The organism is Duganella paludis, assembly GCF_054461335.1.
In genome coordinates, this window is record NZ_CM136922.1 from 1623448 (window position 1) to 1647422 (window position 23975).

Genomic DNA, 23975 nt, shown 5'->3' on the forward strand with positions numbered 1-23975 from the left:
TTATGGTATAAAGCTTGTATCGAATACTGCATCGCACCAACCACATCATGAAAATCGAAACCGTTCCGGAGCAAAAGACCACCATCCAGGTGATTGAGCGCATGGTGGCGCTGCTCGATGCCCTTGCCAAGTATCCCGATCCCGTCAGCCTCAAGGAATTGTCCAAGGTCTCGGGGCTACACCCGTCCACCGCGCACCGGATTTTGAACGATATGGTGGTCAGCCGCTTTGTCGACCGGGTCGAACCGGGCACCTACCGGCTCGGCATGCGCCTGCTGGAATTGGGAAATGTGGTCAAGAGCCGCCTGTCCGTGCGCGAAGCCGCGCTGGATTTCATGCGTGCACTGCACAAAAAAACCCAGCAGACCATCAACCTGTCGGTGCGCCAGGGCGACGAGATCGTCTACATCGACCGCGCCTTCTCGGAACGCTCGGGCATGCAGGTGGTGCGCGCCATCGGCGGACGCGGTCCGCTGCACCTGACTTCGACCGGCAAGCTATTCCTGTCGGTGGACGAGCCGAAGGCGATCCGCGCCTACGCCACGCGTACCGGCCTGGCCGGTCACAACAAGAATTCGATCACCGACCTGGGCAAGCTGGAACGCGAGCTGAGCCTGGTGAAATCGCGCGGCTACTCGCGGGATAATGAGGAATTGGAACTGGGTGTGCGCTGCATGGCCGCCGGCATCTACGACGACGGCGGCAAGCTAATTGCCGGGCTGTCGATCTCGGCGCCGGCCGACCGCTTGCAGGAAGAATGGCTCGAAGACCTGGTGCTGACTGCGCGCCAGATCTCCGTCACCCTCGGTTACATCCCGGTCGAGTAAGACGTGGCGGTGCTGCCGCCGCCGACCAGATTGGCTGGGCGCAATGCCTGCAGCCACTTGCGCATGCGGCCGGCGTCGGCCGTCCGCGACTGCTTGCCCTTGGAATCGAGGAATACCATGATGACCGAGCGGCCTTCAATCACCGCCTGCATCAGCAGGCAACGCCCCGCTTCATTGATGAAACCGGTTTTCTGCAGGCCGATGGCCCAGTCCGGGCTCGCCACCAGATGGTTGGTAGTGCCGAACTGCATAGGACGGCCGTTGCTCAGTTCCACCGTGGCTTTCGGATCGGTGGAGAACTGGCGCAGCATCGGCTGCTGGTAGGCCGCCATGGCCAGCTTGGCCAGGTCGCGTGCGCTGGCCACATTCATTTTCGACAGGCCGCTGGAATCGACGTAGTGGGTGTCGGTCATGCCCAGTTCACGCGCCTTGGCGTTCATCGCTTCGACGAAGGCAGGCTTGCCGCCCGGATAGTTGCGGCCCAGCGCAGAAGCGGCGCGGTTTTCCGAACTCATCAGGGCGATGTGCAGCATGCTGGCGCGGCTCATCTGGGTGCCGACGCGCAGGCGCGAGCTGCTGAATTTTTCGCGGTCCACGTCTTCGTCGGTGACGGTGAGGACTTCGTCCATGTCCTGCTTGGCTTCAACCACCACCAGGCCGGTCATCATCTTGGTGATCGAGGCGATCGGCAAGGCGATGTTGGAATTCTTTTCAAACAGCACTTCCGAATTGGCCTGATCGAGCACCAGCGCCACATTCGAGGCCAGGGCCAGCGGATCGTTGGTGTGGTTCAGGCCCGCCAGGTCGCCCATGGTCGGCGTTGCCGGAGCGGCGGCCAGCACGCGCTGGTACACCACCGTGCGCCTGCCATTGACCTTGGTCACGCGCTTTACCACGCGACCGGACGCCTCGACGGCGGCAACGCGCACCGGTTGGCGTTTCTTTTTCACGACTTGTTTTTTGGGCGCGGTGCCGCCTGCGTCCACGGCCGGTGCGGCGATGGCTGCGGAAGCAAACATCAGCGAGATGAGCGCGCTTAATGCGAGTTTAATCATTCGTATTCCCCAAAAAATTTCAATACAACGCTCGTTGCAGTGTAGCAAAACGCTGAGCGAGCGCAAGCGAATTTAACCTTTTCCCCGCGATTGGTTGCGTAGCCGCAATACGGGAAAAGCAAGCTGTATCAATCGATAAATTTAACAAATTCTTCGAGCGCCATGCGCTCAGTTATCAAAGAATTCTCGATCTTGCTCATATCGGCAACACCGAGCGCCATGCCGCACACCACCATCTCCTGCTCAGGCAAAGCCAGCTGTTCCTGGATGATGCGGTGGTACTGCGTGAAAGCGGCTTGCGGGCAAGTATCGAGTCCGCGTCCGCGCGCCGCCACCATGATGTTTTGCAGGAACATGCCGTAGTCCAGCCACGAGCCCTGCTCCATGATGCGGTCGATGGTAAAGATCAGTCCGACGGGTGCGCCGAAAAATGTGTAGTTCTTGCCATGCTGGGCGGCCATGCCGACCTTGTTGTCGCGGGTCAGACCCAATAATGCGTACAAATCCCAGCCCACCTTGCGGCGCCGGTCGATATAGGGAGACGCCCATTCGCGCGGATAGTAGGCGTACTCTTCGGAGTGCTGCCGCGCCAGCTCCTGGTCACCATGTGCGGCCAAAATGGCAGAAGACAACTGTTGCTTGCGCTCACCTTGCAAGACGTAGACCTTCCACGGCTGCGTATTGGTGCCGGACGGGGCGCGCGCGGCCACCTGCAAGATGGCTGCAATGTCCTCCTGCGCCACCGGCGTGTCGAGGAAGGCGCGGATCGAGCGGCGCGAGGTGATCGCGGCGTCGACCGCTTGCTGGGCTGGAGTGGCAATCATGCTGTTTTGATCACTTTGATTCACTTTGGTTTCCTGACCACGAATATGACGCCGGTGACGGCCAGCGCCATGCCAGTCATGCCGAGGGCATTAAAAGCTTCGCCAAACATCAACCACGCCATGATAGCGGTCGTCGGCGGCGTCAGATACATCAAGCTGGTGACCTGGGTGGCGTCATTTCTGCGGATCAGTGCAAACAACAGGAAGATCGCGCCGATCGACAAGCCCAACACCGACCACAACAAAGCACCAATAAAGCGCGGCTCCCACTGCACAGCAGCAAAATCCGGGCCTAGCCCTTCAAAAATAATAGCTAGCGGCAATACCACCACGGTGGACGCCGCAAACTGGATCACCGTGCCCACGCGCAGGTCGAATTGCGGGCAGTGATGTTTCTGATACAGGGTGCCGGCCGTGATACTTAGCAGTGCAAGCACGCACAACAAAATGGCATCCACCGACAGGCCGACCAGCTGAATCTTGGCCGCCACCACCAGCCCGACGCCACCGATGCCGAACAGCAATCCCAGCCACTGGGCGGGACGAACCTTCTCACCGATCAGCGGCGCCGCGAAGGCGGTCAAAATCGGCTGCATGCCAACGATCAGGGCCGACAAGCCGGCCGGCATGCCCTGCTTGATCGCGCACCAGACGCCGATCAGGTAACCGGCCTGTACCAGAATCCCGGCGACAGCGATATGGCCGATCTTGCCGCGCGGCCAAGGCGCTTTGAGCAGCAGAACGGCCGGCACCAGAAACGCCAGCACGCCGAGGAAGCGCATCAGCAGGAAGGTCAGCGGCGGCGCGTATGGCAGACCGAACTTGGCCACGATGAAGCCGCTACTCCACAGCAACACGAAAAACAAGGGCAGCGGCGACAGGAAACTGGCCTGCGCGGCGGCCGGCACTGCTTTGGAGGATTCTGGCATCAGGCAGACTTGTGATCTAAAAGGCAATCGGCGCCGGATTACGGCGCCGACTCGGGATGGCCCAAGTCTACCACGGCAGCCATTTCCTCACCCGCAAGCCCCTGCTTTCGCTATTCCCAAGGGATAGGACGTTTTGCAAACATTTCCACCAGCTTAAGTTTCGGTGCTTTGGTGCAACGCACAAAAAATCGCTTGACTTAATTTCTGAAGGCCGTAAAATCGGGTTTGTTGCGTTGCACAATTTGTTGTTCGGTCTGAAACGTAGTTTGCTTGTTTCTCACCGACGGTAGAAACACCAGCAGTATTCATTTAAACGACTATTTTTCCTGGAGAACCACATGTTTTCGATTCCTGAGCAATTTTCGAATGCGACCAAAGCTAACTTTGAAGCCCAATTCGCTATTTTCTCGACCCTGACCAATAAAGCATTTGAAGGCGTGGAGAAATTTGTCGATCTGAACCTGACCGCCGCCAAGGCATCGCTGGAAGAATCGTCGGCAACCACCAAGCAATTGCTGGCTGCTAAAGATCCACAAGAATTCTTCTCGCTGGCTGCAGCGCAAGCTCAGCCAAACGCAGAAAAAACCATCGCTTATGGCCGTCACCTGGCGACCATCGCTTCGAGCACCGGTGCTGAATTCAGCAAAGCTGCTGAAACCCAAATCGCCGAAACCAACCGCAAGGTTATTTCGCTGGTTGAAGAAGTCAGCAAAAACGCACCAGCCGGTTCGGAAAACGCAGTAGCCCTGTTTAAATCGGCTATCGGCAATGCGAACGCCGGTTACGAGCAATTCACCAAAACGGCAAAACAAGCTGTTGAATCGATGGAAACCAACGTCAGCGCCGCTGTGAACCAATTCACCGCTGCCGCCGCTAAAGTGGCTCCAGCCAAGAAATAAATACAGGACGCCGGCACGGTAGGGTGCCGGCATCCCGTTGTAATGGTCTCCTCGGCATCCGTGGTTTCCGCTTCAAACGGGTGTCCTTAGAAGCCTCGGTTCATACCGAGGCTTTTTTTTCGCCCTTCCCAAGCTGGAAAATGGCATTTACGTGCCAAAATCTGGCATGGATAGGCGATAAAAAAGCCGCCCGATCACTCTGGGCGGCTTGTTTGCAGCGGGAGTAGCCTTACTCGCCCAGGTAGGCGGCCTTCACGCGCGGATCGTCCAGCATGTCCTGGGCGTTGCCGGTCATGGTGATATTGCCCGAGTCCATGACATAACCGCGATGCGCGGCCTGCAATGCCAGCTTGGCATTCTGCTCCACCAGCAAAACGGTAATCCCCTCTTTCGATACATTCCGGATGACCTCGAAAATCTTATCGACCATAATCGGCGATAAACCCATCGACGGTTCATCCAATAACAGCAGCTGCGGATGCGACATTAATGCGCGCGCCATCGCCAGCATTTGCTGTTCACCACCGGATAAAGTACCCGCCAATTGCTGCGCGCGTTCTTTTAAACGCGGGAATACATCAAACCATTTCGCAATATCAGCTTCAATACCGGCTTTATCATTACGAGTATATGCACCCATCATCAGATTCTCTTGAATCGACATGCGGGTAAATACACCACGACCTTCCGGAACCATCGCCAGTTTCTTTTCCACCAAATGGAAAGATTTAGTACCTTTCAGCGCTTCGCCCTGATAAGTAATCGTCCCTTCGACTTTACATGGCGGCAAAGTCCCGGTAATGGCTTTCAGCGTGGTGGTTTTACCGGCGCCATTAGCGCCGATCAGCGCAATTAACTCGCCCTTGTTTACTTCAAGATCGATCCCTTTAACCGCTTTGATGCCGCCGTACGCGACTTTCAGTCCCGATACTTTAAGAACGTTGTCGCTCATTAATGCGATCCTCCGAGGTAGGCTTCAATCACAGCCTTATTGCTTTGTATCTCAGCCGGCAGGCCTTCTGCGATCGGCTTGCCGTATTCGAGCACCATGATGCGGTCGCACAAACTCATCATCATCTTGACGTCGTGTTCGATTAACAACACCGTCTTGCCCTGTTGTTTGATCTTGATCAACAGTTCGCGCAGCGCCAGTTTCTCGGTGGCGTTCATGCCGGCCGCCGGTTCGTCCAGCGCCAGCAGTTGCGGATCGGTCGCCAGCGCGCGGGCGATCTCCAGGCGGCGCTGGTCGCCGTAGGACAGGAATTTCGACGTGCGGTTGGCAAACTGGCCGATGCCGACGAAATCGAGCAGCTCCTGCGCGCGCTTGCGGATCGACGCTTCTTCCTCGCGCGCCGCCTTGTGGCGGAAAATCGCGCCGAATACGCCCTGCTTGGTGCGCACGTGGCGCCCCACCATGACGTTTTCCAGCGCCGTCATCTCGCCGAACAGGCGGATGTTCTGGAAGGTACGGGCGATGCCGGCCTTGGCCACCTCGTGCGGCGCCGACGGCGAATACGGCTTGCCGGCCAGCTCGAAGGTGCCGGTGTCCGGCTGGTACAGCCCGGTGATGACGTTGAAGAAAGTGGTCTTGCCGGCGCCGTTGGGGCCGATCAGGCCGTAAATCTGGCCCTGGGTGATCTTGATGCCAACATCGGTCAGCGCCTGCAAGCCGCCGAAGCGCTTGTTGACGCCGGCGATCTGGAGAATTACCTGTTCAGTCATTGTTATCTCTTCCTCAAGCCGCCATCACGCCGGACGATTGATTCTTGGTGTCGGAATCGCCATCCGGGCGATCCTCGTGCTTGGGCGCGGGCCACAGGCCGGCCGGGCGATTCAGCATGATCAGCACCATGGCCAGGCCGTACAGCAGCTGGCGCAGCACTTCCGCCTCGATCAGCACGTGGCCGAACAGCTTTTCCTGCAGCGGCTCGACGATGTGGCGCAGCACCTCAGGCAGGGCCGCCAGCAGCGCGCCGCCCATGATGACGCCCGGAATGTGGCCGATCCCGCCCAGCACCACCATCGCCAGCACGGCGATCGACTCGGTCAGCGAGAACGATTCCGGCGACACAAAGCCCTGGAACGACGCGAACATGGCGCCGGCGATGCCGCCGAACGAGGCGCCCATCGAGAACGCCAGCAGTTTCACGTTGCGGGTGTTGATGCCCATGGCCTTGGCGGCGATTTCATCTTCGCGGATCGCCACCCAGGCGCGGCCCAGGCGCGAGTGCTGCAGGCGCGAGGTGACAAACACCACCGCCACGCACAGCGCCAGGAACAGGAAGTAATAAGCGTTCACCGACGGCATGGCGTAGCTGCCGAGATGCACGGTGGCGCGCGAACCGGCCTCGCCGGCCAGGTTGACGCCGAACACACGGATCGGATCGATCAGATTGATGCCTTGCGGGCCGTTGGTGAAGTTGATCGGCTCGTTCAGGTTGTTCATGAAGATACGGATGATCTCGCCGAAGCCCAAAGTCACGATGGCCAGGTAGTCGCCGCGCAATTTCAGCGTCGGCGCACCCAGCAGCGCGCCGAAGAACGCGGCCAGCGCGGCCGCCATCGGCACGATGATCCATACCGACAGGTGGATACCGTTCTGCTGGATCTCCGGCCCCAAAATCGCCACCAGGGTATCGCCCAGCACCGGGTACTGGTTGATGACGGATTCCAGCAAGGTGGCGAACTGCGGCGAGGACAGCAAGCCGGCCAGGTAGGCGCCCACCGCGTAGAACGCGATGTAGCCCAGGTCCAGCAGGCCGGCGAAGCCGACCACGATGTTCAGGCCCAGCGCCAGCATGATGTACAGCAAAGCCATGTCGGCGATGCGCACCCACGAGTTACCGAACTGCGAAGCAAAGAACGGGAAGGCCAGCAGCGCGATGATCAGCACGGCCATGCTTGCGTAGGCCTTGCGCGGATTGCGGGTGGTGTCGAAATTCATAATACCCATGTTTGTGCTCCTTACGCCCGGTCCGCGACACGCTCGCCCATGATGCCGGACGGACGCACCGTCAACACCAGGATCAGCACCACGAACGCAAAGATGTCCTGGTAGTGGCTGCCGAGGAAGCCACCGGTCAGGTCGCCGATGTAGCCGGCGCCCAGGCTTTCGATAATGCCCAGCACGATCCCGCCCAGCATGGCGCCGTAGATGTTGCCGATGCCCCCCAGCACCGCCGCGCAGAAGGCTTTCAAGCCCGGCAGGAAGCCCATCGAGAACTGGATGGAGGCGTAGTTGGCGCCCCACATCACGCCCGCCACCGCCGCCAGCGCCGCGCCCAGCGCGAAGGTGGCGATGATGACCTTGTTCGAATCGACGCCCATCAGGCCGGCCACGCGTGGATTTTCCGCCGTGGCGCGCATCGCGCGGCCCATGCGGGTTTTCTCCACCAGCAGCACCAGGCCGGCCATCGATACCAGCGCCAGCGCCAGCAGCAGGATCTGGGTCGGCGAGATCAGTGCGCCGCCGATGGCGATCGGATCGGCCGGCAGCAGCTGCGGGAACGGCAGCGGGTTGCGGCCCCAGATCATCATGGCGAAGGTGTTCAGCAGCGTCGAGACGCCGATCGCGGTGATCAGCGGCGCCAGCCGTGGCGCGTTGCGCAGGCTGCGGTAGGCCACGCGCTCGATGATGACGTTGACGATCATGCACACCGGAATAGCGCCGCCAATGGCGATCGCCAGCTTGATATAGCCGGGTAATTCGGGGAAATGCGTGTTGAGGATGTTGAGGATGGTGAGGCCGGTCATGGCGCCGATCATCAGCACATCGCCGTGGGCGAAGTTAATCAGATTCAGCACGCCGTACACCATGGTGTAGCCCAGCGCGACCAGTGCGTACATGCTGCCCAGCACTAGCCCGTTAATAATTTGTTGGATAAAAGTATCCATGTGTGCCCTTACCTATTGTTATGCGACCATCTAACAAAAACGGCACTCGGGTGTCCCCGTAGTGCCGCCGTTGACTACACGTTCACGATGCAAGTTTCATGCCTGATCGTAGTCTGCGCCGCCCCGGATTATTAAGCCGAAACGACAACTTTTTAGAGCGAGGCAAATGATAACGAGAATTCCGAAAAACTAATCGTGGAAAAATCTCAACGGAGCGGAATTATATTCCGCTCCGTGGGCAAAAGGTTTAGACGTTGCCCTCGATTGGTGCAACTTTTGGAGTGCCGTCGAGGCCTTTCGGCAACGGGAAGGTGACGTTCTCTTCCACGCCTTCCAGCGGACGCACGCTGCGCACGCCGAGTTCCTTCAAACGGTCGATCACGGCCTGCACCAGCACCTCGGGCGCCGAGGCGCCGGCGGTGACGCCCACACGCAGCTTGCCGTCCAGCCAGGTCGGGTCGATCTGGCTGGCGTTGTCGATCATGTAGGCGGGCGTGCCCATCTTGTCCGCCACTTCGCGCAGGCGGTTGGAGTTGGAGCTGTTCGGGCTGCCGACCACGATCACCACTTCCACCTGCGGCGCCATGAACTTCACAGCTTCCTGGCGGTTGGTGGTGGCGTAGCAGATATCGCCCTTCTTAGGCTCGATGATGGCCGGGTATTTGAGCTTCAACGCGGCAATAATGTCGGCGGTGTCGTCGACCGACAGCGTGGTCTGCGACACGTAAGCCAGCTGGTCCGGCTTGGTGACCTGCAGCGTTTCCACGTCGGCCACGGTTTCCACCAGATACATGCCCTCTTCCGTCTGGCCCATGGTGCCCTCGACTTCCGGGTGGCCGTCGTGGCCGATCATGATGATCTCGCAGCCCTGCTTGCGCATCTTGGCCACTTCCACGTGCACCTTGGTGACCAGCGGGCAAGTAGCGTCGAAGATGCTGAAGCCGCGCGCATCGGCTTCCGCGCGCACGGCCTTGGATACGCCGTGCGCCGAGAACACCAGGGTGTTGCCGGGCGGGACTTCGCTCAAGTCTTCAATAAAGATGGCGCCCTTGGCGCGCAGATCGTTCACCACATAGGCGTTGTGGACGATTTCATGGCGCACATAGATCGGCGCGCCAAACTGCTGCAAGGCGCGCTCGACGATTTCAATGGCGCGGTCGACGCCGGCGCAAAAACCGCGCGGCTGGGCCAACAGGAGTTCTTTATCGCTCATGCGTTCCTCACAACACGGAAATCAGCTGAACTTCGAATTTCAGCGGCTGGCCGGCCAGCGGGTGGTTGAAGTCGAACAAACAGGTCTCCTCGCCCAGCTCGCGCAGGATGCCGGCAAAGCGGCCGCCGCCCGGCGCGGCGAAGTCGACCAGGTCGCCGATCTTGTAATCGGCGTCCGGCGCCGAGTTGGCGTCCAGCGTGGCACGGCTGACCTGGCGGATCAGTTCCGGATTGCGCGGACCGAAGCCTACACCCGGCTCCAGGTCGAAGGTCTTGTGCGTGCCCTCGGGCAGGCCGATCAGCAACTCTTCCAGCACCGGCGCCAGCTGGCCCTGGCCCATCAGCAGCGTGGCGGGCGTGGTGGAAAAGGTGGTGACGATATCGGTGCCTTCCAGCGAGGCCAGACGATAGTTCAGGGTGAGATACGACGACGCGGTGACGACAGGTTGCTCGATAGACATGACTTAAGCTTCGGTTGGACTGACAAAGGCCATATTGTAAGCCACCTTTGATCCGCGTCGCCCTCCGCGCCCAAAACTCATGCAAAGTAAATGGAGACCCACGGAGAAACCGCCATGCCCATCCTCGATTGGCCACAGGAAAAACGTCCGCGCGAGCGCCTGATCCGCGAAGGCGCGCAAGCCTTGTCGGACGCCGAACTGCTGGCCATCTTCCTGCGCATCGGCGTCGCCGGCAAAGATGCCGTGCAGCTGGGCGCAGACATGATGCACCACTTCGGCTCGCTGCAAAAACTGTTCGGCGCCACCCTGCCCGAGTTCGCCGCCGTGCACGGGCTGGGGCCGGCCAAGTTCGCGCAGCTACAGGCGGTGATGGAGCTGGCGCGGCGCGCCATCCTCGAAGAAATGCAGGCCGGGGCGATGCTGAGCTCGCCCCGCGCGGTCAAGGATTATCTGCGCACCGCCTTTGCCGGCAAATCGTTCGAATCCTTCCACGTGCTGTTCCTGGATGTAAAAAACCGCCTGATCGACGCCAGGGAAATGTTTCGCGGCACGCTCACCCACACCTCGGTGTATCCGCGCGAAGTGGTGAAGGAAGCGCTGGCGCGCAACGCCGCCAGCGTGATGCTGGCCCACAATCACCCGTCCGGCACGCCGGAGCCCAGCGAGTCCGATCTGCTGCTGACCAGGGCGCTGGTGCAGGCGCTGGCCCTGGTCGATATCCGCATCCTCGACCATTTTGTGGTCGCCGGGCGTCAAGTCCACTCGTTTGCGGAGCACGGCCAACTATGAGTTTACCCCTATGGGCTCAAGGGTTTACGAGCGAATTCACAATTGTTAAATATTTTCACGCGATGGAGACACAATTGTTTTTCGTAAGTGATTGAAAAAGCTGATTTTTTTCGATATACTCTTGTTTTTCCAATTTTGGAATGTCTTTTAAGGAGTGCGTTATGGCACGTGTTTGCCAAGTTACTGGGAAGAAGCCGATGGTCGGCAACAATGTTTCCCACGCAAACAACAAAACCAAACGTCGTTTCCTGCCTAACCTGCAGAACCGTCGTATTTTTGTTGAATCTGAAAACCGCTGGGTCTCCCTGCGTCTGTCCAACGCTGGTCTGCGTGTAATCGACAAAGTCGGCATCGATGCCGTCTTGACCGACATGCGTGCCCGTGGCGAAAAAGTCTAATTAGGGAGCTACCATGGCAAAAACTGGCCGCGACAAAATCAAGCTGGAATCGACCGCAGGTACGGGTCACTTCTACACCACCACCAAAAACAAGCGCACCATGCCAGCGAAAATGGAGATCATCAAGTTTGATCCTAAAGCTCGCAAGCACGTGACGTACAAAGAAACCAAGATCAAGTAATTCGATCTTCGCTTCGACAGAAAAGCCGCTCAGCATATGCTCAGCGGCTTTTTTATTGCGCTCAAGCCGGACGGCGCCGCACCAGCCAGCCGGCGACCAGCCCTATTCCGCACAAAGCCAGCACGCCGGGCTCCGGTATCGCGATCGCGAACTGCATGGCGTCGGCCGAGATGTTTTGCGGGTCCACGCTGCCCGGCAACGTCAGCGCGAAATCGCCCAGCGCGACATCGCTCAACGTAATGCCGGGCATCATGATCGTATTGCCGAAGGGGTCAAGTTCCGGAAACGTGCCGACGACGAAATCGGCGGCCGTCAGCAGCTGTCCTTCGCTGAGGAAGTCGGAGGTATTGCTCACGGTGTAATCCCCAGTGCTGGCGTTGAAGGAGATCTGCAAGTCGTAGAACACATGCGACGGCGCGGCGCCGGCGATACTGCTGTCGGTCTCCAGCACATCCTTCACGAGCAAGGGATGCACGATGTCGGCATTGTACTGGTTCACACCCAGGTCGGTGATTTGCAGGTGGTAGTTGGAAATCCCTGGGTCCGTGCTGGCGGTCAGGGTCAGCGGCCCGAGCTTGGCGCCGAGCTTGAAGTCGGTGCCGCCACTGGCGGAAAAGTTGAGGCCCGCCTTGGCAAACGCCCCCGCCACCGCGAAGTCGCCTTTGTGGGCGGTGGCATTGGTCGAGACATTGCCGAATAAGAAGCGAAAGCCCACCGCATCGGCATGCGCCAGCGCCACGTCGGACCCAGGAGGAGTCGGATGCGTGAACACATCACTGTTGTCGCACACCACCGACGCACCGGTGGCGCTGCTCTTCGCACAGCCCCCAGGTTTCAGCGGCGCCGCAGCCGGCGCGTGCTTGGTGCGCGCGTAAGTCGCTACGATGGATTTTCCTGTCAGGCCCACCACCCTTTCAATATTCAGCAGGACATCGATGGCACCGGCCTGGGCGGACCAACTACCCAGCAACAAGGCGGTGCAGAGCACTGTTTTGGCAATAGTCAACATGATGATTCTCCTTGAGTGATTGTCCCTGACTCATCGCAAAACATATGCCCGAGTACGTTCTCCCATCAAATCAAACCCTTAGTCCGCCAGCCGCAGTGTCCTCCTGAAAACATGGAAAATATACCGACAAAAAAAAACGGCCCCGAAGGGCCGTTTCATCATTGCTTGCAAGCTTTATGCATAGCTGCGCAGGCGCAAGGAGAAGTCTTCCAGCGACTTGATGCCGGACGCTTCCGCGCGGTTGCACCAGTCTTGCAGCTTGTGCAGCAGCTGGTCGCGGGTGAAGTGCGAACGCTCCCAGATCACGCCCAGTTCCACGCGCATATTGTGCATGGTTTCCAGCGCTTTGCTGTGCTGGAACAGTTCCACCAGCTGTTGCTGTTGCGGCGCTTCCAGCTTGCCCGGCTCGCGCTGCAGCAGCTTGCGCGACGACTTCAGGAAGCGCGATTCCAGCTGGGCCTTGTCCTTCAGGTGTTCCAGCTCTTCCTTCCAGGCGCTCTTCACCGACTTGGCGTACTTGGCCATCACGTCGTAGCGGTTGGCGATCACCGATTGCAGGGTGTCGAAGTCGGCTTCCACTTTGCCTTTGGCGAACTTCGGCTCCGGCGCGCGTTTCTTCACCTTGGCCAGGCCCACCATTTCCAGGGCGCGGATGTAGCCCCAGCCGATGTCGAACTCATACCATTTCGACGACAGCTTGGCCGAGGTCGCAAAGGTGTGGTGATTGTTGTGCAGTTCTTCGCCGCCGATCAGGATGCCGAACGGGATGATGTTGGTGGCCGCGTCGGCGCAATCGTAGTTGCGGTAGCCCCAGTAGTGGCCGATGCCGTTGATGATGCCGGCCGCCGTCACCGGAATCCACATCATCTGCACGGCCCACACGGTGATGCCGATCACGCCGAACAGCGCGAAGTTGATGAACAGCAGCGAGATCACGCCGGCGGCGCTGCGGCCGGTGTAGACGTGGCGTTCGATCCAGTCGTCCGGTGTGCCATGGCCGTACTTGTCCATGGTTTCCTTGTTCTTCGATTCAGCGCGGTACAGCTCGGCGCCTTCCCAGAATACTTTCTTGATGCCGCGCGTGACCGGGCTGTGCGGATCCTCCTCGGTGTCGCACTTGGCGTGGTGCTTGCGGTGGATCGACGCCCACTCCTTGGTCACCTGGCCGGTGGTCAGCCACAGCCAGAAGCGGAAGAAATGGCTCACGATAGGATGCAGATCCAGCGCGCGGTGCGCCTGGCAGCGGTGCAGGTAAATTGTCACACTGGCAATGGTGATATGGGTGACCACCATCGTGTAGAAGAAAACTTCCCACGCTGTAAAACGGGTAATGCCGTTCGACAGAAAATCCAATACTGCGTATAAACTCATTACTACTCCAACCAAGATTGTGTTTTCGACAGGCGCACGTCGCCCGCCGCTTCCGACTTTTGGACAGTATTGTACGATGAATTAATGCTGATTTGAGGAAGGTTTTCCTAGAATCACCAGCTATTCCTTCGGCACGGTCGTGCTTTCCGCGGCGCCCACGGGCGTAGGAACGGGGCCGAGAATCCGCATTTCCCGTTGCGGGAAAGGAACGGAGATGTTGTTTTCCTTCAGTGCGCGCCAGATCGCGCGGTTCACATCCGAGGTCACGCCGCCGCGCCCGTTCTCCGGGTCGGCGATCCAGAAGTTGACCGTCAGGTCGAGCCCGTCTGCGCCGAAGCTGGTCAGGTTGACCGACGGCGCCGGCTCGTCCAGCACGCGCTCGACCGTCGCGGCGGCATTGATCAGCAGCTGGATGACGAAGTCGACGTCGGTATCGTAGGCCACCGACACCTTGGTCGCAATATTCACCCGGCTGTTCGACAGCGACGAGTTCTGCACCGCGCCCGACACCAGCATTTCGTTCGGCACGATCGACTCCATGCCGTCCAGGCCCTGCAGCACCGTGTAGCGGGTGTTGATCTGCGTGACCTTGCCGCTGTACTTGTCGACGGTGATCATGTCGCCGATGGTCAGGCTGCGGTCGAGCAGAATGACGAAGCCGGACACATAATTACTGGCGATCTTCTGCAAGCCCAAACCCAGGCCCACGCCCAGCGCGCCGCCGAACACCGACAACACGGTCAGGTCGATCCCCACCAAGGACAAACTCATCAGTACCGCCACCAGGATCAGCACCGCGCGCGCCGTGCGCGAGGCCACCACGCGCAGGTTGGTGTGCATGCCCTGCATTTTCATCAGCCACTCTTCCAGCGCCGCGCCGGCCCACAGCGCCAGCATCAGCAACACGATCACGGAAGCGGTCGCCTGCAGGATGTCGGCGATGCTGACCTTGTACTTACCGAGCGGCAGCACCGTGTCGTCCATGAACTGGAACACGTCGATCCACAAGCCGGTGATGTACAGCACGAAGGCCAGCCACACCAGCAACTGGAAGATCTTCTCGAACGCCAGCATGGTCGGGCTGATGGTGCGGCCGTTGCGCGCGAACACGCGGCGCAGCAGGTAGAAGGTGAAGCGGATCACCGCCAGCGAGCCGAAGATCGGCATCGCCACCCTGATCCAGTTGACATGGGTGTAGCCATAGCGGGCCATGATCACGCGGGCCAGGGCCAGCAGGCCGATCACGGCCAGCGGCGCCATCACGCGGCCGAAGCTTTCCACGCCGAAGCCCAGCATGCCGGTATGCCCATCCTGGCGCCCGAAGCGCTTCTTCAGCAAGCCCGCCAGCCCAAAGCCGATCACCACCGAGGCGATGATGGCGACCACTTGCCATAGCAGGCTGGGATTGTGCAGGTCGCCGGTGAGGTCTTCGATCAGGTTGAGCAGGGGCTGTTGTTGCGCCATTGTGGTCGTATTTGAATGGTTGAGATAAATGGTTGAGATGCTAGCTTAACGTAAAACAGGCCGGAATCTCCGGCCTGTTGAATTACTCTGCGTCTTCTTCTTTGGCTTTCTTGGCCATCTGCTTGCGCTCGAACACGGCGGCAAAGAAGCCGTCGGTCTGGTGCTTGTGCGGCAGCAGCTTGAGGTAGTCGCCCATCTCCAGCTCGATGCGTTGCTCGGCCAGGGCCTGGCTCATCGGCACCAGTTCGAAGTCCGGATGCGCGGCCAGGAATTGCTGGGCGATGAATTCGTTCTCGTCATCCAGCACGCTGCAGGTGGCGTAGACCAGGCGGCCGCCGCCCTTGACCAGGCGCGCGGCGCCGGCCAGGATCGCTGCCTGCTTGATTTGCATTTCGCCGATGGCTTCGGCCTTCTGGCGCCATTTCACGTCCGGATTGCGGCGCAGGGTGCCCAGGCCCGAGCACGGTGCGTCGACCAGCACGCGGTCGATCTTGCCGGCCAGGCGCTTGATCTTGGCGTCACGTTCGTGCGCGATGACGACCGGATGCACGTTCGACAGGCCGCTGCGGGCCATGCGCGGCTTCAGCTTGGCCAGGCGTTTTTCCGACACGTCGAACGCGTACAGGCGGCCGGTGTTGCGCATGATCGCGCCCAGCGACAGGGTCTTGCCGCCGGCGCCGGCGCAGAAGTCCACCACCATCTCGCCGCGCTTCGGCGCCACGATGGCCGACAGCAGCTGGCTGCCCTCGTCCTGCACTTCGATATGGCCGTCCTTGAACAGCGGCAGGTTTTGCAGCTGCGGCTTTTGCAGCACGCGCAGGCCTTGCGGCGCGAACGGGGTCGGCGTGGCGCGGATCGGCGCTTCGGCCAGCTTGGCGATGACTTCTTCGCGGTTGGCCTTGAGCGTGTTGACGCGCAGGTCCAGCGGCGCCGGCTGGTTCATGGCGTCGGCCAGCGCCAGCGCTTCTTCTTCGCCCATCTGCTCGACCAGCTTGTCGAACAGCCATTTCGGCATATTCGAACGGCTCGACTTGTGCATCAGCTTGCGGTCGATTTCCATGATGCGGGTAACCCACTCGACTTCCTCGTCGGTGACGCCGCCCAGCGAGTCCAGGCCCACGGCGTCGGCCATGCCCAGCAGGGTCAGACGGCGCATGGTGGCGCCGCCGCCGGCTTCGGAGAAGTCGGTGTAGAAGTTCTTGTTGCGCAGCACGTTGTACACGGACTCGGCGATAGCGCCGCGCTCGCGGCCGCCCAGGCGTGGATGGTCTTTGAAATAACGCGACAGGGTGGTGTCGGCTGGCGCGGCAAAGCGCAAAATCTCGCGCAACACTTCTTCGGCGTTGGCGAGTATCGCTGGAGGCAATCTCATGGAATTCCTTGGTTAGTTTTTACTTACTGTGGTCCACTTGGACCGCGCCCTGCGCTAGCGTCAACCTGTCTTCGACAAACCAACGCACCGCGCGCGGGTAAATGACATGTTCCTGTTCCAGCACGCGGGCCGACAGGGTTTCGACCGTATCATCCGGCAACACAGGCACGGACGCCTGCAGCACCATCGGCCCGTGATCGAGTTCGGCCGTTACGAAATGCACCGTGGCGCCATGCTCCCGCACGCCGGCGGCCAGCGCCTGCGCGTGCGTTGCCAGCCCGGGGAACAGCGGCAGCAACGACGGGTGGATGTTCAGCATGCGTCCCGCGTAATGCGCGACGAATGGCTCGGTCAGGATGCGCATGAAGCCGGCCAGCACCACCAGATCGGGCGCGAAGCCGTCGATCACCGTCTGCAGGGCGGCGTCGAATTCGGCGCGGCTGGCGTAATCCTTGTTGGCCACCACGGCCGTGGCGATACCGTGCTCGGCGGCAAATGCCAGGCCGGGCGCGTCAGCGCGATTGCTGATGACGGCAGTGATACGGGCCGGCCAGCGCTCGCCTTGCAGCGCATGCACGATGGCCTCCATGTTGCTGCCGCGACCGGAAATCAGGATGACGATGTTTTTCATAACCCGGCATTGTACCTTGTCCACAGGCGCAGGGCCACTCAAAAGGCAAGAAATGTTGCAACGCAGCAGGGATGGGGCACACCGCGCCGGCATGGGCGCGGGGTGTTACGGGCTTACTCGAACGAGTAAAACACCCGGAAAGGCACGGTTTTGTCGGCCCAGTAATCGGCAGCGTCGCGGAAGACGTCCAGCAGGGTTTCCCTTGCTTCCTTGTCAAATTTTTGGGTATTAGGCAATTGTTCGAGCACGATCAGGAAGCCGGTTTGCTCGCCGGCCTTGAACATGGTCTCGGTCAGCGTCTCGCGCAGCCCGTCGAAATTCTTGCCCACCCCTTTGGGGAACTGGAACGATTCCGCGATGATGCCCAGCACCTGCTGTTTGGTCGCGCCGGCGATACAGTGCGCGTACAGGAAGTGCTGGCCCAGACGGACCGCCTCTTCCTGCAGCTCGGCCACGCGGAAGGCGCGGATCGATTGCACGAGGTTGGGCGGCACGGTCATCAGCAAACTCGTGTTCCCCTCAATTTGACCTGGTATGTACGGTGTGTCCACTTTACTGTCGGGAGTGCCTAACTTGTGTATTAAAGAGTAAATAATTTGAGCACCTGTCCACTAAACATGGGCGGCAGGTCGATGCCGGCCATGGTCGATTCACTATGTTTCTGAATCCCATACGCATATTAGGGTAACGTGTTGTTCCTCCCAGATCAACACGTATGTGATGTCTAACGCAATATTTGTTAAAAACAGAAGATTTTTGGCGGATTTAGGGGTGAAATCGGCACAGTTCGATCTTGGCGGCTTGTTACAATTTGTTGCCACAGATACCTAAAGGCCACTAGCCGCCGCCGCGCGAGCGGATTACCATAGAATGACGCAATGTCAGAATCCCCCTGACAGGCACCCTGACTAAAAAACGAGGTAACAAATGAACCTGCAAGCCAAACTGATCGCCTCGGCCCTGTGCCTGAGCGCCTTGCCTTTTGCACAAGCCGCCGACTTTGAAGATTTCGGCCGCGTGGTGCGCGTCACCCCGCAAGTGGAACAAATCAACCGTCCGCGCCAGGAATGCCGTACCGAGTACGTGCAGGTCCAGCAGCCGGCGCCTGAGCGCGGCGTCGGCGGCGCCATCCTGGGCGGCATCGTCGGCGGCCTGGCCGGCAACCAGGTCGGCGGCGGCTCGGGCCGTTCGGTGGCCACGGCGGCGGGCGCCATCGCCGGCGCGCTGGTGGGCGACCGCGTGGACAACGCCAACACCCCGAACAGCGGCGGCGTGCAGGAACAAGCTGTCAAGCAGTGCCGCACCGTCGACCACTGGGAATCGCGCACCTCGGGCTACGAAGTGACCTACGACTACCGTGGCCGCAACTACACCAGCGTCATGTCCTACGACCCGGGCGAACGCGTCCGCCTGCGCGTGGTGGTCGAGCCGATGCAGCGTTAATCGAGATCAAACTCTGCTCCAGCTTTCCAATGCCGGCCTTGCGCCGGCATTGTTGTTTTCAGATAATGCCTGTTCACCTCTAGCGGCCACTCCTAATGTTAATCAAACGCAAATCCATCGAAAAAGAAGAATCCTCGCGCCCGGCCTCGGCTTCGGCGCCGGCCAAGGTCCGCAAGCCCAAATATGCACCGGTGACCTTGTCGGAACAGGATGGGGTACGCTATCTGCATTTCGGCACCGAGTGGGTACAGGGCGCGATGCGCATCCGCAAGCCGAACTGGCCGGAGCTGGAGTACGCGCAGCAGATGATGGCGTGGATGCTGTGGCTGGAGCAGCCCCGGCACATCGCCCAGCTGGGCCTGGGCACGGCCACGCTGACCAAGTTCTGCCAGGTCACCTTCCCCGCCGCCACCGTCACGGCGGTCGAGCTCAACCCGTCGGTGATCGCCATCTGCGAATCGATGTTCAAGCTGCCGCCCAACGATGAACGCCTGCAGGTGCTGGAGATGGATGCGTTGGACTTCGTCAACGACAAGGCCAACGCCAACACGCTCGACGTGCTGCAGGTCGACCTGTACGACGCCACCGCGCGCGGCCCGGTGCTCGACACGCCCGAGTTCTACACCTCCTGCAACGCCTGCCTGAGCGACGACGGCGTGATGACCGTCAACCTGTTCGGCGACCACCCGAGCTACACGCGCAATATCAAGGCCATCAAGTTCGCCTTTGCACAGGTGATTTGCCTGCCGCAGGTACATGATGGTAACGTGGTCGCGATTGCCTTCAAGCGCGCGCGCGACATCGATCCCGCCGCGCTGGCGGCCAGGGCCGCCCAGATCGTCGCCGACACCAAGCTGCCGGCCAAATCCTGGGTCAAGGGCATCCTGACGAAATAAACCTGAAAGGCGGCCGCACAGATGAGTTCAGTCCCAAGCACGGCGAGCAAGGCGGCCCCGCTCGATCTTCAGCAGATCTACACCTGGCTGCTCGCCGACGGCATGATACGCAAGGCCGAGGTCAAGGAGCTGTACGCGCAAAGCCAGGGCATCCTGAAAAACACCGCCGGCTACATGCATCCGCTGTGCGCGGTGGCGCATGCCAAGCTGCTGTCGGCGCAGCCGCCGCACAAGCTGCTCACGCTCGACGCGCTGTGCGAATGGCTGGCCACGCGCGTCGGCCTGCCCTTCGTCCGCATCGACCCGCTGAAGATCGATTTCACCAAGGTGGCCGACGTCATGTCGTCCGGCTACGCGGCGCGCTTCAACATCCTGCCGCTGGAGCTGAGCGCCGACACGCTGGTGGTGGCCACCGCCGATCCCTACACGCTGGAATGGGAAGCGGAGATCGCCAAAATCTCGCGCCGCACCGTGCGCCGCGTGATCGCCAATCCGCTCGATATCGCGCAGTACATCACGCAGTTTTTCAGCCTGGCCAAGTCGATCAAAAAGGCTAACAAATCCAGCGGCAACGACCTCGCGCTGCGCAACAACTTCGAGCAACTGGTCGAACTGGGCAAGACCAACAAGCAGGTCGACGCCAACGACCAGCACGTCATCAACATCGTCGACTGGCTGTGGCAGTACGCGTTCGAGCAGCGCGCTTCGGACATCCACCTGGAACCCAAGCGCGACATGGCGGCGATCCGTTTCCGCATCGACGGCGTGCTGCACCAGGTGTACCAGGTGCCGGCGGTGGTGATGATCGCCATGACCGCGCGCATCAAGCTGCTGGGCCGCATGGACGTGATCGAAAAGCGCCGCCCGCAGGATGGCCGCATCAAGACCCGCACCGCCGGCGGCCAGGAAGTGGAACTGCGTTTATCGACGCTGCCGACCGCCTTCGGCGAAAAGCTGGTGATGCGCATCTTCGATCCCGACGTGGTGGTGAAAACCCTGCCGGAACTGGGTTTCCCGCTGGACGACGCGCAGCGCTGGGATGCGCTGACCCAGCGTCCGCACGGCATCATCCTGGTGACCGGGCCGACCGGCTCGGGCAAGACCACCACCCTGTACACCACCTTGAAAGCGCTGGCCACATCCGAGGTCAACGTCTGCACGGTGGAAGACCCGATCGAGATGGTGGAGCCGGCCTTCAACCAGATGCAGGTACAGCCCGGCATCGAGCTGTCCTTCGCCGACGGCGTGCGCGCGCTGATGCGGCAGGATCCGGACATCATCATGGTCGGCGAGATCCGCGACCTGGCCACCGCCGAGATGGCGATCCAGGCCGCGCTGACCGGCCACCTGGTGCTGTCGACGCTGCACACCAACGACGCGCCGTCGGCGGTGATGCGCCTGCTGGAACTGGGCGTGCCCTACTACCTGCTGGAAGCGACGCTGATCGGCATCATGGCGCAGCGCCTGGTGCGCACGCTGTGCGAGGACTGCAAAACCCCAGGCGGCGAGCTGAGCGACGAAATCTGGCGCAGCCTGGCCGGCGAGTGGGACCTGCCCAAGCCGCAGCCGGTGTACCAGCCGGTCGGCTGCCCGGAATGCCGCCAGACCGGTTATCGCGGCCGCACCGGCCTGTACGAATTGCTGACGGTGACGGAAGCCTTCAGTTCGCAGGTGCGCCAGGAAACCGACATCCAGGCTTTGCGCCGCCAAAGCGTGGCCGACGGCATGAAGCCGCTGCGCATCGCCGGCGCGCTGAAGATCCAGGAAGGCGTGACCACGGCCGAAGAAGTGCTGAAGGCGACGGCGGCCTTGGGTATCAAATAAAAAGCCCTTTGCAATTCGCGCCGGCGTGTATATAATACGGCCTCTTTCGGGGGTCGTTAGCTCAGCTGGTAGAGCAGCGGACTTTTAATCCGTTGGTCGCAGGTTCGAATCCCGCACGGCCTACCACCGAATTCAGCATTACACAGAGAGGGTTAGTTAGCTTAGGCTTGCTAATCCTTTTTTTGCATCTGGCTAAAAATATTGATCAGCCACATCATGTTTTGGGGCAATTCCCCCTCCCCAAAAAACTCAGTTCACAGGAGCAACCTTCGTCGGCCGCTCTCCCTCGCCCCAAGTTCAAATAGCTCTGCAATAACCAAATTCAGAAAAATGGCCCACATGTTCCATATCTGAGAAACACAGAAGCAACTCACAAGTAAGTCAATTCAGCCAAGCTAAAGCAAGCAGTCCATCTGACGTTATTCCGAGCCAGCCCTCACATTGAAAAATGTGTCACGAACGGTGACATATAACGTAAGTCTTTACTGGGTAACCATGTATAGTTATTCCCCAAACACCAAATTTTTCGAAGAGTAATTTGCTCTCTTTCTAGGCGTTCGAGTTAAATCTATAAGTTACTCAAGGAAATCATCTATGGATGCGAATGCAATCACGCTGTTAGACATATTTGAAAAGAAAATGCGCCTCGAAATTCCTATGTTCCAGCGTCAATATGTGTGGAAACAGGAACTCCAATGGGCTCCGCTATGGGAAGACATTTCCCGTAAGTTTAGTGAATTCATAGAAGGCCGAAAGGATGCTCCATCTCACTTCTTAGGCGCAATGGTATTGGACCAACGCCAGACGCAAACAGGCCGAGTGGAAAGACGGAGCGTCATCGACGGACAGCAACGCTTGACCACACTACAGATTTTTCTCGCTGCGTTCCGTGACTTCTGCAGACAGGAAGGACTACAGGAGTTCGCTGACGAATGCGAAAAATACACTCTCAACAGTGGGCGAATGGCCGAGCCAGAAGTTGAAAAGTACAAGGTATGGCCTACCCTCGCGGACCGTTCACAATTCATCGACGTATGACAGCAGGATCGCGGCAGGAGCTGGAGAAAAAGCATCCGCTCACGAGGCGTCCGTATGCAAGAAAATTCGATCCCCGACCGCGCATGATTGAGGCGTACGTTTTCTTTCACCAGAGCTTAAATGATTTTTTCAACGGCACGCCTGACGATCCCGCGTTGAACTCAGATATGCCATTGGCAGATCGCCTGGAGGAATGCTTCGAAGCGCTAAAGACGGCACTCAAGGTAGTTGCAATCGATCTCGACCGCGACGACGATGCGCAGATAATTTTCGAAACTCTAAACGCTCGCGGGGAACCGCTTCTCCCTGCGGATCTGCTTCGCAATTACATATTCCTACGCGCGGCACGACTAGGCGAAAAGCAGGAAGCACTCTATAAGACTTACTGGGAAGAGTTCGATGAACCGTTCTGGCGGCAGGAGTTAGTGCAAGGTCGGTTAAGGCGCCCGCGCAGCGATCTTTTTATCCAGCATTACTTGGCCAGCAAACAAGCCCGCGACATCCCCATAAAGCACCTATTCGTCGAATACAAGTATTGGATCGAGCAGGCAAAGCCCTTTGACACAGTAGAGAAGGAATTACTCGTGTTGTACAAGCAGCGAGCTGACTTCCGCCGCATCTCGGTACGAAATGAGGCCGACATACTCGGGCCGCTGGCGCATTTCCTAGATGTGTTTGATGTTGGCACGGCATTTCCCCCGCTGCTTGCGATGCTTGACGCAAATGCCGACGACAATGAAATGGAGCTTGTGGCGCGAATACTAGAAAGCTACTTGCTTCGCCGTGCTGTTTGCGGTGCTGAGACAAAGGCATACAATCGCGTTTTCATGGGCCTTACGAAATCGATCCGCCGAGAAGGAGCGAGCGCCAAGGTTGTATCCGATCACCTCAGTAGTCTGCGGAGTCTAACGGACGCTTGGCCTAGTGACGAGTCGTTCTCCCACGCATGGATGACTGGCCGGGCTTACTCTTCATTAAACAATCCCCGGATCGTGCACATCCTCAGTAGGCTGAGCGACACATACGGGTCGTCAAAGACAGAAAAGATCAAGCTGAGTAGCCCACTAACGGTCGAGCACATAATGCCGAACAACTGGACTGAGCACTGGCCGCTCCCAGACGGTTCCACGGGAGCAAAAAGCCCTTGGGAGTTGCAGGAAAATGATCCCCGACTGGAGGCTACACGAAATCGAAATGTCGCTATTCAGACCTTCGGAAATCTGACGATCATTACCGGGAGCCTCAATAGCTCGATTTCGAATAGTGGCTGGGCAGTGAAGCGTCCTGAGGTAATGCGGAACTCAATCCTGCCGATCAATCTTCAACTACAGGGTTTCGAAAACTGGGATGAGGCCACAATCGAGCGAAGGGCGCGTGATCTTCTTAATCGCGCGCTGAAAATCTGGAGTCGCTAGGTCTGCATTTCTGGATTCCTCAGTAGAAGGCGGTAACGCACCT

At 59.5% G+C, this 23975-nt stretch carries 25 protein-coding genes and 1 tRNA gene; 11 read left to right on the forward strand and 15 right to left on the reverse strand.

What is annotated here, in order from left to right:
- Positions 1–47 precede the first annotated feature (47 nt).
- The gene (locus ACXZ1M_RS07315; RefSeq protein ID WP_373988587.1) at positions 48–827 is read left to right on the forward strand and encodes an IclR family transcriptional regulator; all 780 of its coding nucleotides are present in this window, start codon (positions 48–50) and stop codon (positions 825–827) included.
- Here the strand turns inward: ACXZ1M_RS07315 and pbpG are convergent.
- The 3 genes from pbpG to ACXZ1M_RS07330 all read right to left on the reverse strand — a co-directional run bounded on the left by pbpG (position 809) and on the right by ACXZ1M_RS07330 (position 3635).
- Positions 809–1882, reverse strand: coding sequence for a D-alanyl-D-alanine endopeptidase (gene pbpG / locus ACXZ1M_RS07320; protein ID WP_459052522.1), 1074 nt, complete (start codon positions 1880–1882; stop codon positions 809–811). The two genes, ACXZ1M_RS07315 and pbpG, sit on opposite strands and share 19 nt — an antisense overlap.
- A gap of 128 nt (positions 1883–2010) precedes the next feature.
- Positions 2011–2706: a nitroreductase gene (locus ACXZ1M_RS07325; RefSeq protein ID WP_459052523.1), complete on the reverse strand. Its 696-nt coding sequence runs from the start codon at positions 2704–2706 to the stop codon at positions 2011–2013.
- 20 nt (positions 2707–2726) lie between these two features.
- The gene (locus ACXZ1M_RS07330; RefSeq protein ID WP_459052524.1) at positions 2727–3635 is read right to left on the reverse strand and encodes a DMT family transporter; all 909 of its coding nucleotides are present in this window, start codon (positions 3633–3635) and stop codon (positions 2727–2729) included.
- Positions 3636–3973: 338 nt separating this feature from the next.
- Here ACXZ1M_RS07330 and phaP point away from each other — a divergent pair, with 338 nt between their 5' ends.
- On the forward strand, positions 3974–4534 hold the full coding sequence (gene phaP / locus ACXZ1M_RS07335) for a TIGR01841 family phasin (RefSeq protein ID WP_459052525.1): 561 nt from the start codon (positions 3974–3976) through the stop codon (positions 4532–4534).
- 229 nt (positions 4535–4763) lie between these two features.
- Here phaP and ACXZ1M_RS07340 read toward each other — a convergent pair whose 3' ends face one another.
- From ACXZ1M_RS07340 to ACXZ1M_RS07365, 6 genes are all read right to left on the reverse strand, one after another.
- Entirely contained in the window at positions 4764–5486 is a 723-nt protein-coding gene (locus ACXZ1M_RS07340; RefSeq protein ID WP_459052526.1) for an ABC transporter ATP-binding protein, read from the reverse strand.
- A complete protein-coding gene (locus ACXZ1M_RS07345; protein ID WP_459052527.1) occupies positions 5486–6256 on the reverse strand; it encodes an ABC transporter ATP-binding protein in 771 nt (256 codons plus the stop codon). The genes ACXZ1M_RS07340 and ACXZ1M_RS07345 overlap by 1 nt, the downstream gene beginning before the upstream one ends.
- A 13-nt stretch (positions 6257–6269) precedes the next feature.
- Positions 6270–7487 carry an ABC transporter permease subunit gene (locus ACXZ1M_RS07350; protein ID WP_459052528.1) on the reverse strand — a complete coding sequence of 406 codons (1218 nt, stop codon included), beginning with the start codon at positions 7485–7487 and terminating at the stop codon, positions 6270–6272.
- A gap of 11 nt (positions 7488–7498) precedes the next feature.
- Positions 7499–8428 carry a branched-chain amino acid ABC transporter permease gene (locus tag ACXZ1M_RS07355; RefSeq protein ID WP_373988595.1) on the reverse strand — a complete coding sequence of 310 codons (930 nt, stop codon included), beginning with the start codon at positions 8426–8428 and terminating at the stop codon, positions 7499–7501.
- A 247-nt stretch (positions 8429–8675) separates the two neighbouring features.
- The gene (gene ispH / locus ACXZ1M_RS07360; RefSeq protein WP_459052529.1) at positions 8676–9641 is read right to left on the reverse strand and encodes a 4-hydroxy-3-methylbut-2-enyl diphosphate reductase; all 966 of its coding nucleotides are present in this window, start codon (positions 9639–9641) and stop codon (positions 8676–8678) included.
- A gap of 7 nt (positions 9642–9648) precedes the next feature.
- A complete protein-coding gene (locus ACXZ1M_RS07365; protein WP_459052530.1) occupies positions 9649–10101 on the reverse strand; it encodes an FKBP-type peptidyl-prolyl cis-trans isomerase in 453 nt (150 codons plus the stop codon).
- A gap of 114 nt (positions 10102–10215) precedes the next feature.
- Between ACXZ1M_RS07365 and radC the strand changes: the two genes are divergently transcribed.
- From radC to rpmG, 3 genes are all read left to right on the forward strand, one after another.
- On the forward strand, positions 10216–10890 hold the full coding sequence (radC, locus tag ACXZ1M_RS07370; protein WP_459053982.1) for a RadC family protein: 675 nt from the start codon (positions 10216–10218) through the stop codon (positions 10888–10890).
- A 161-nt stretch (positions 10891–11051) separates the two neighbouring features.
- Positions 11052–11288, forward strand: a complete 237-nt coding sequence (gene rpmB / locus ACXZ1M_RS07375; RefSeq protein ID WP_026637479.1) for a 50S ribosomal protein L28 — start codon at positions 11052–11054, stop codon at positions 11286–11288.
- Between the two features lie 13 nt (positions 11289–11301).
- A complete protein-coding gene (gene rpmG, locus ACXZ1M_RS07380; RefSeq protein ID WP_220461439.1) occupies positions 11302–11469 on the forward strand; it encodes a 50S ribosomal protein L33 in 168 nt (55 codons plus the stop codon).
- A 61-nt stretch (positions 11470–11530) separates the two neighbouring features.
- Here rpmG and ACXZ1M_RS07385 read toward each other — a convergent pair whose 3' ends face one another.
- From ACXZ1M_RS07385 to ACXZ1M_RS07410, 6 genes are all read right to left on the reverse strand, one after another.
- On the reverse strand, positions 11531–12478 hold the full coding sequence (locus ACXZ1M_RS07385) for a PEP-CTERM sorting domain-containing protein (RefSeq protein ID WP_459052531.1): 948 nt from the start codon (positions 12476–12478) through the stop codon (positions 11531–11533).
- 174 nt (positions 12479–12652) lie between these two features.
- A complete protein-coding gene (locus ACXZ1M_RS07390; RefSeq protein ID WP_459052532.1) occupies positions 12653–13849 on the reverse strand; it encodes a DesA family fatty acid desaturase in 1197 nt (398 codons plus the stop codon).
- Positions 13850–13969: 120 nt separating this feature from the next.
- On the reverse strand, positions 13970–15313 hold the full coding sequence (locus ACXZ1M_RS07395; protein WP_459052533.1) for a mechanosensitive ion channel family protein: 1344 nt from the start codon (positions 15311–15313) through the stop codon (positions 13970–13972).
- An 82-nt stretch (positions 15314–15395) separates the two neighbouring features.
- Positions 15396–16685 (reverse strand): RsmB/NOP family class I SAM-dependent RNA methyltransferase, encoded by a 1290-nt coding sequence (locus ACXZ1M_RS07400; protein WP_459052534.1) that lies wholly within the window; start codon positions 16683–16685, stop codon positions 15396–15398.
- Positions 16686–16704: 19 nt separating this feature from the next.
- Positions 16705–17316 (reverse strand): phosphoribosylglycinamide formyltransferase, encoded by a 612-nt coding sequence (gene purN / locus ACXZ1M_RS07405; protein WP_373988602.1) that lies wholly within the window; start codon positions 17314–17316, stop codon positions 16705–16707.
- A 113-nt stretch (positions 17317–17429) separates the two neighbouring features.
- Positions 17430–17909 (reverse strand): barstar family protein, encoded by a 480-nt coding sequence (locus ACXZ1M_RS07410; RefSeq protein ID WP_459053983.1) that lies wholly within the window; start codon positions 17907–17909, stop codon positions 17430–17432.
- Positions 17910–18243: 334 nt separating this feature from the next.
- On the opposite strand from ACXZ1M_RS07410, the gene ACXZ1M_RS07415 reads away from it, so the two are divergent.
- The 6 genes from ACXZ1M_RS07415 (at position 18244) to ACXZ1M_RS07440 (ending at position 23932) form a co-directional block, all read left to right on the forward strand.
- Positions 18244–18759: a glycine zipper 2TM domain-containing protein gene (locus tag ACXZ1M_RS07415; protein ID WP_459052535.1), complete on the forward strand. Its 516-nt coding sequence runs from the start codon at positions 18244–18246 to the stop codon at positions 18757–18759.
- Positions 18760–18854: 95 nt separating this feature from the next.
- Positions 18855–19655, forward strand: a complete 801-nt coding sequence (locus tag ACXZ1M_RS07420; protein ID WP_459052536.1) for a spermine/spermidine synthase domain-containing protein — start codon at positions 18855–18857, stop codon at positions 19653–19655.
- Positions 19656–19676: 21 nt separating this feature from the next.
- Positions 19677–21479, forward strand: a complete 1803-nt coding sequence (locus tag ACXZ1M_RS07425) for a GspE/PulE family protein (protein WP_459052537.1) — start codon at positions 19677–19679, stop codon at positions 21477–21479.
- A 50-nt stretch (positions 21480–21529) separates the two neighbouring features.
- A tRNA-Lys gene (locus ACXZ1M_RS07430) sits at positions 21530–21605 on the forward strand.
- A gap of 468 nt (positions 21606–22073) precedes the next feature.
- Positions 22074–22517: a DUF262 domain-containing protein gene (locus ACXZ1M_RS07435; protein ID WP_459052538.1), complete on the forward strand. Its 444-nt coding sequence runs from the start codon at positions 22074–22076 to the stop codon at positions 22515–22517.
- Positions 22514–23932, forward strand: a complete 1419-nt coding sequence (locus ACXZ1M_RS07440) for a DUF262 domain-containing protein (RefSeq protein ID WP_459052539.1) — start codon at positions 22514–22516, stop codon at positions 23930–23932. The genes ACXZ1M_RS07435 and ACXZ1M_RS07440 overlap by 4 nt, the downstream gene beginning before the upstream one ends.
- The last annotated feature ends 43 nt before the right edge of the window (positions 23933–23975 follow it).

Excerpts from the sequence above, each read along its gene's own strand:
- ACXZ1M_RS07315 (WP_373988587.1), top strand. The coding sequence starts at position 48 with ATGAAAATCGAAACCGTTCCGGAGCAAAAGACCACCATCCAGGTGATT.
- pbpG (WP_459052522.1), bottom strand. The coding sequence starts at position 1,882 with ATGATTAAACTCGCATTAAGCGCGCTCATCTCGCTGATGTTTGCTTCC.
- ACXZ1M_RS07325 (WP_459052523.1), bottom strand. The coding sequence starts at position 2,706 with ATGATTGCCACTCCAGCCCAGCAAGCGGTCGACGCCGCGATCACCTCG.
- ACXZ1M_RS07330 (WP_459052524.1), bottom strand. The coding sequence starts at position 3,635 with ATGCCAGAATCCTCCAAAGCAGTGCCGGCCGCCGCGCAGGCCAGTTTC.
- phaP (WP_459052525.1), top strand. The coding sequence starts at position 3,974 with ATGTTTTCGATTCCTGAGCAATTTTCGAATGCGACCAAAGCTAACTTT.
- ACXZ1M_RS07340 (WP_459052526.1), bottom strand. The coding sequence starts at position 5,486 with ATGAGCGACAACGTTCTTAAAGTATCGGGACTGAAAGTCGCGTACGGC.
- ACXZ1M_RS07345 (WP_459052527.1), bottom strand. The coding sequence starts at position 6,256 with ATGACTGAACAGGTAATTCTCCAGATCGCCGGCGTCAACAAGCGCTTC.
- ACXZ1M_RS07350 (WP_459052528.1), bottom strand. The coding sequence starts at position 7,487 with ATGGGTATTATGAATTTCGACACCACCCGCAATCCGCGCAAGGCCTAC.
- ACXZ1M_RS07355 (WP_373988595.1), bottom strand. The coding sequence starts at position 8,428 with ATGGATACTTTTATCCAACAAATTATTAACGGGCTAGTGCTGGGCAGC.
- ispH (WP_459052529.1), bottom strand. The coding sequence starts at position 9,641 with ATGAGCGATAAAGAACTCCTGTTGGCCCAGCCGCGCGGTTTTTGCGCC.
- ACXZ1M_RS07365 (WP_459052530.1), bottom strand. The coding sequence starts at position 10,101 with ATGTCTATCGAGCAACCTGTCGTCACCGCGTCGTCGTATCTCACCCTG.
- radC (WP_459053982.1), top strand. The coding sequence starts at position 10,216 with ATGCCCATCCTCGATTGGCCACAGGAAAAACGTCCGCGCGAGCGCCTG.
- rpmB (WP_026637479.1), top strand. The coding sequence starts at position 11,052 with ATGGCACGTGTTTGCCAAGTTACTGGGAAGAAGCCGATGGTCGGCAAC.
- rpmG (WP_220461439.1), top strand. The coding sequence starts at position 11,302 with ATGGCAAAAACTGGCCGCGACAAAATCAAGCTGGAATCGACCGCAGGT.
- ACXZ1M_RS07385 (WP_459052531.1), bottom strand. The coding sequence starts at position 12,478 with ATGTTGACTATTGCCAAAACAGTGCTCTGCACCGCCTTGTTGCTGGGT.
- ACXZ1M_RS07390 (WP_459052532.1), bottom strand. The coding sequence starts at position 13,849 with ATGAGTTTATACGCAGTATTGGATTTTCTGTCGAACGGCATTACCCGT.
- ACXZ1M_RS07395 (WP_459052533.1), bottom strand. The coding sequence starts at position 15,313 with ATGGCGCAACAACAGCCCCTGCTCAACCTGATCGAAGACCTCACCGGC.
- ACXZ1M_RS07400 (WP_459052534.1), bottom strand. The coding sequence starts at position 16,685 with ATGAGATTGCCTCCAGCGATACTCGCCAACGCCGAAGAAGTGTTGCGC.
- purN (WP_373988602.1), bottom strand. The coding sequence starts at position 17,316 with ATGAAAAACATCGTCATCCTGATTTCCGGTCGCGGCAGCAACATGGAG.
- ACXZ1M_RS07415 (WP_459052535.1), top strand. The coding sequence starts at position 18,244 with ATGAACCTGCAAGCCAAACTGATCGCCTCGGCCCTGTGCCTGAGCGCC.
- ACXZ1M_RS07420 (WP_459052536.1), top strand. The coding sequence starts at position 18,855 with ATGTTAATCAAACGCAAATCCATCGAAAAAGAAGAATCCTCGCGCCCG.
- ACXZ1M_RS07425 (WP_459052537.1), top strand. The coding sequence starts at position 19,677 with ATGAGTTCAGTCCCAAGCACGGCGAGCAAGGCGGCCCCGCTCGATCTT.
- ACXZ1M_RS07435 (WP_459052538.1), top strand. The coding sequence starts at position 22,074 with ATGGATGCGAATGCAATCACGCTGTTAGACATATTTGAAAAGAAAATG.
- ACXZ1M_RS07440 (WP_459052539.1), top strand. The coding sequence starts at position 22,514 with ATGACAGCAGGATCGCGGCAGGAGCTGGAGAAAAAGCATCCGCTCACG.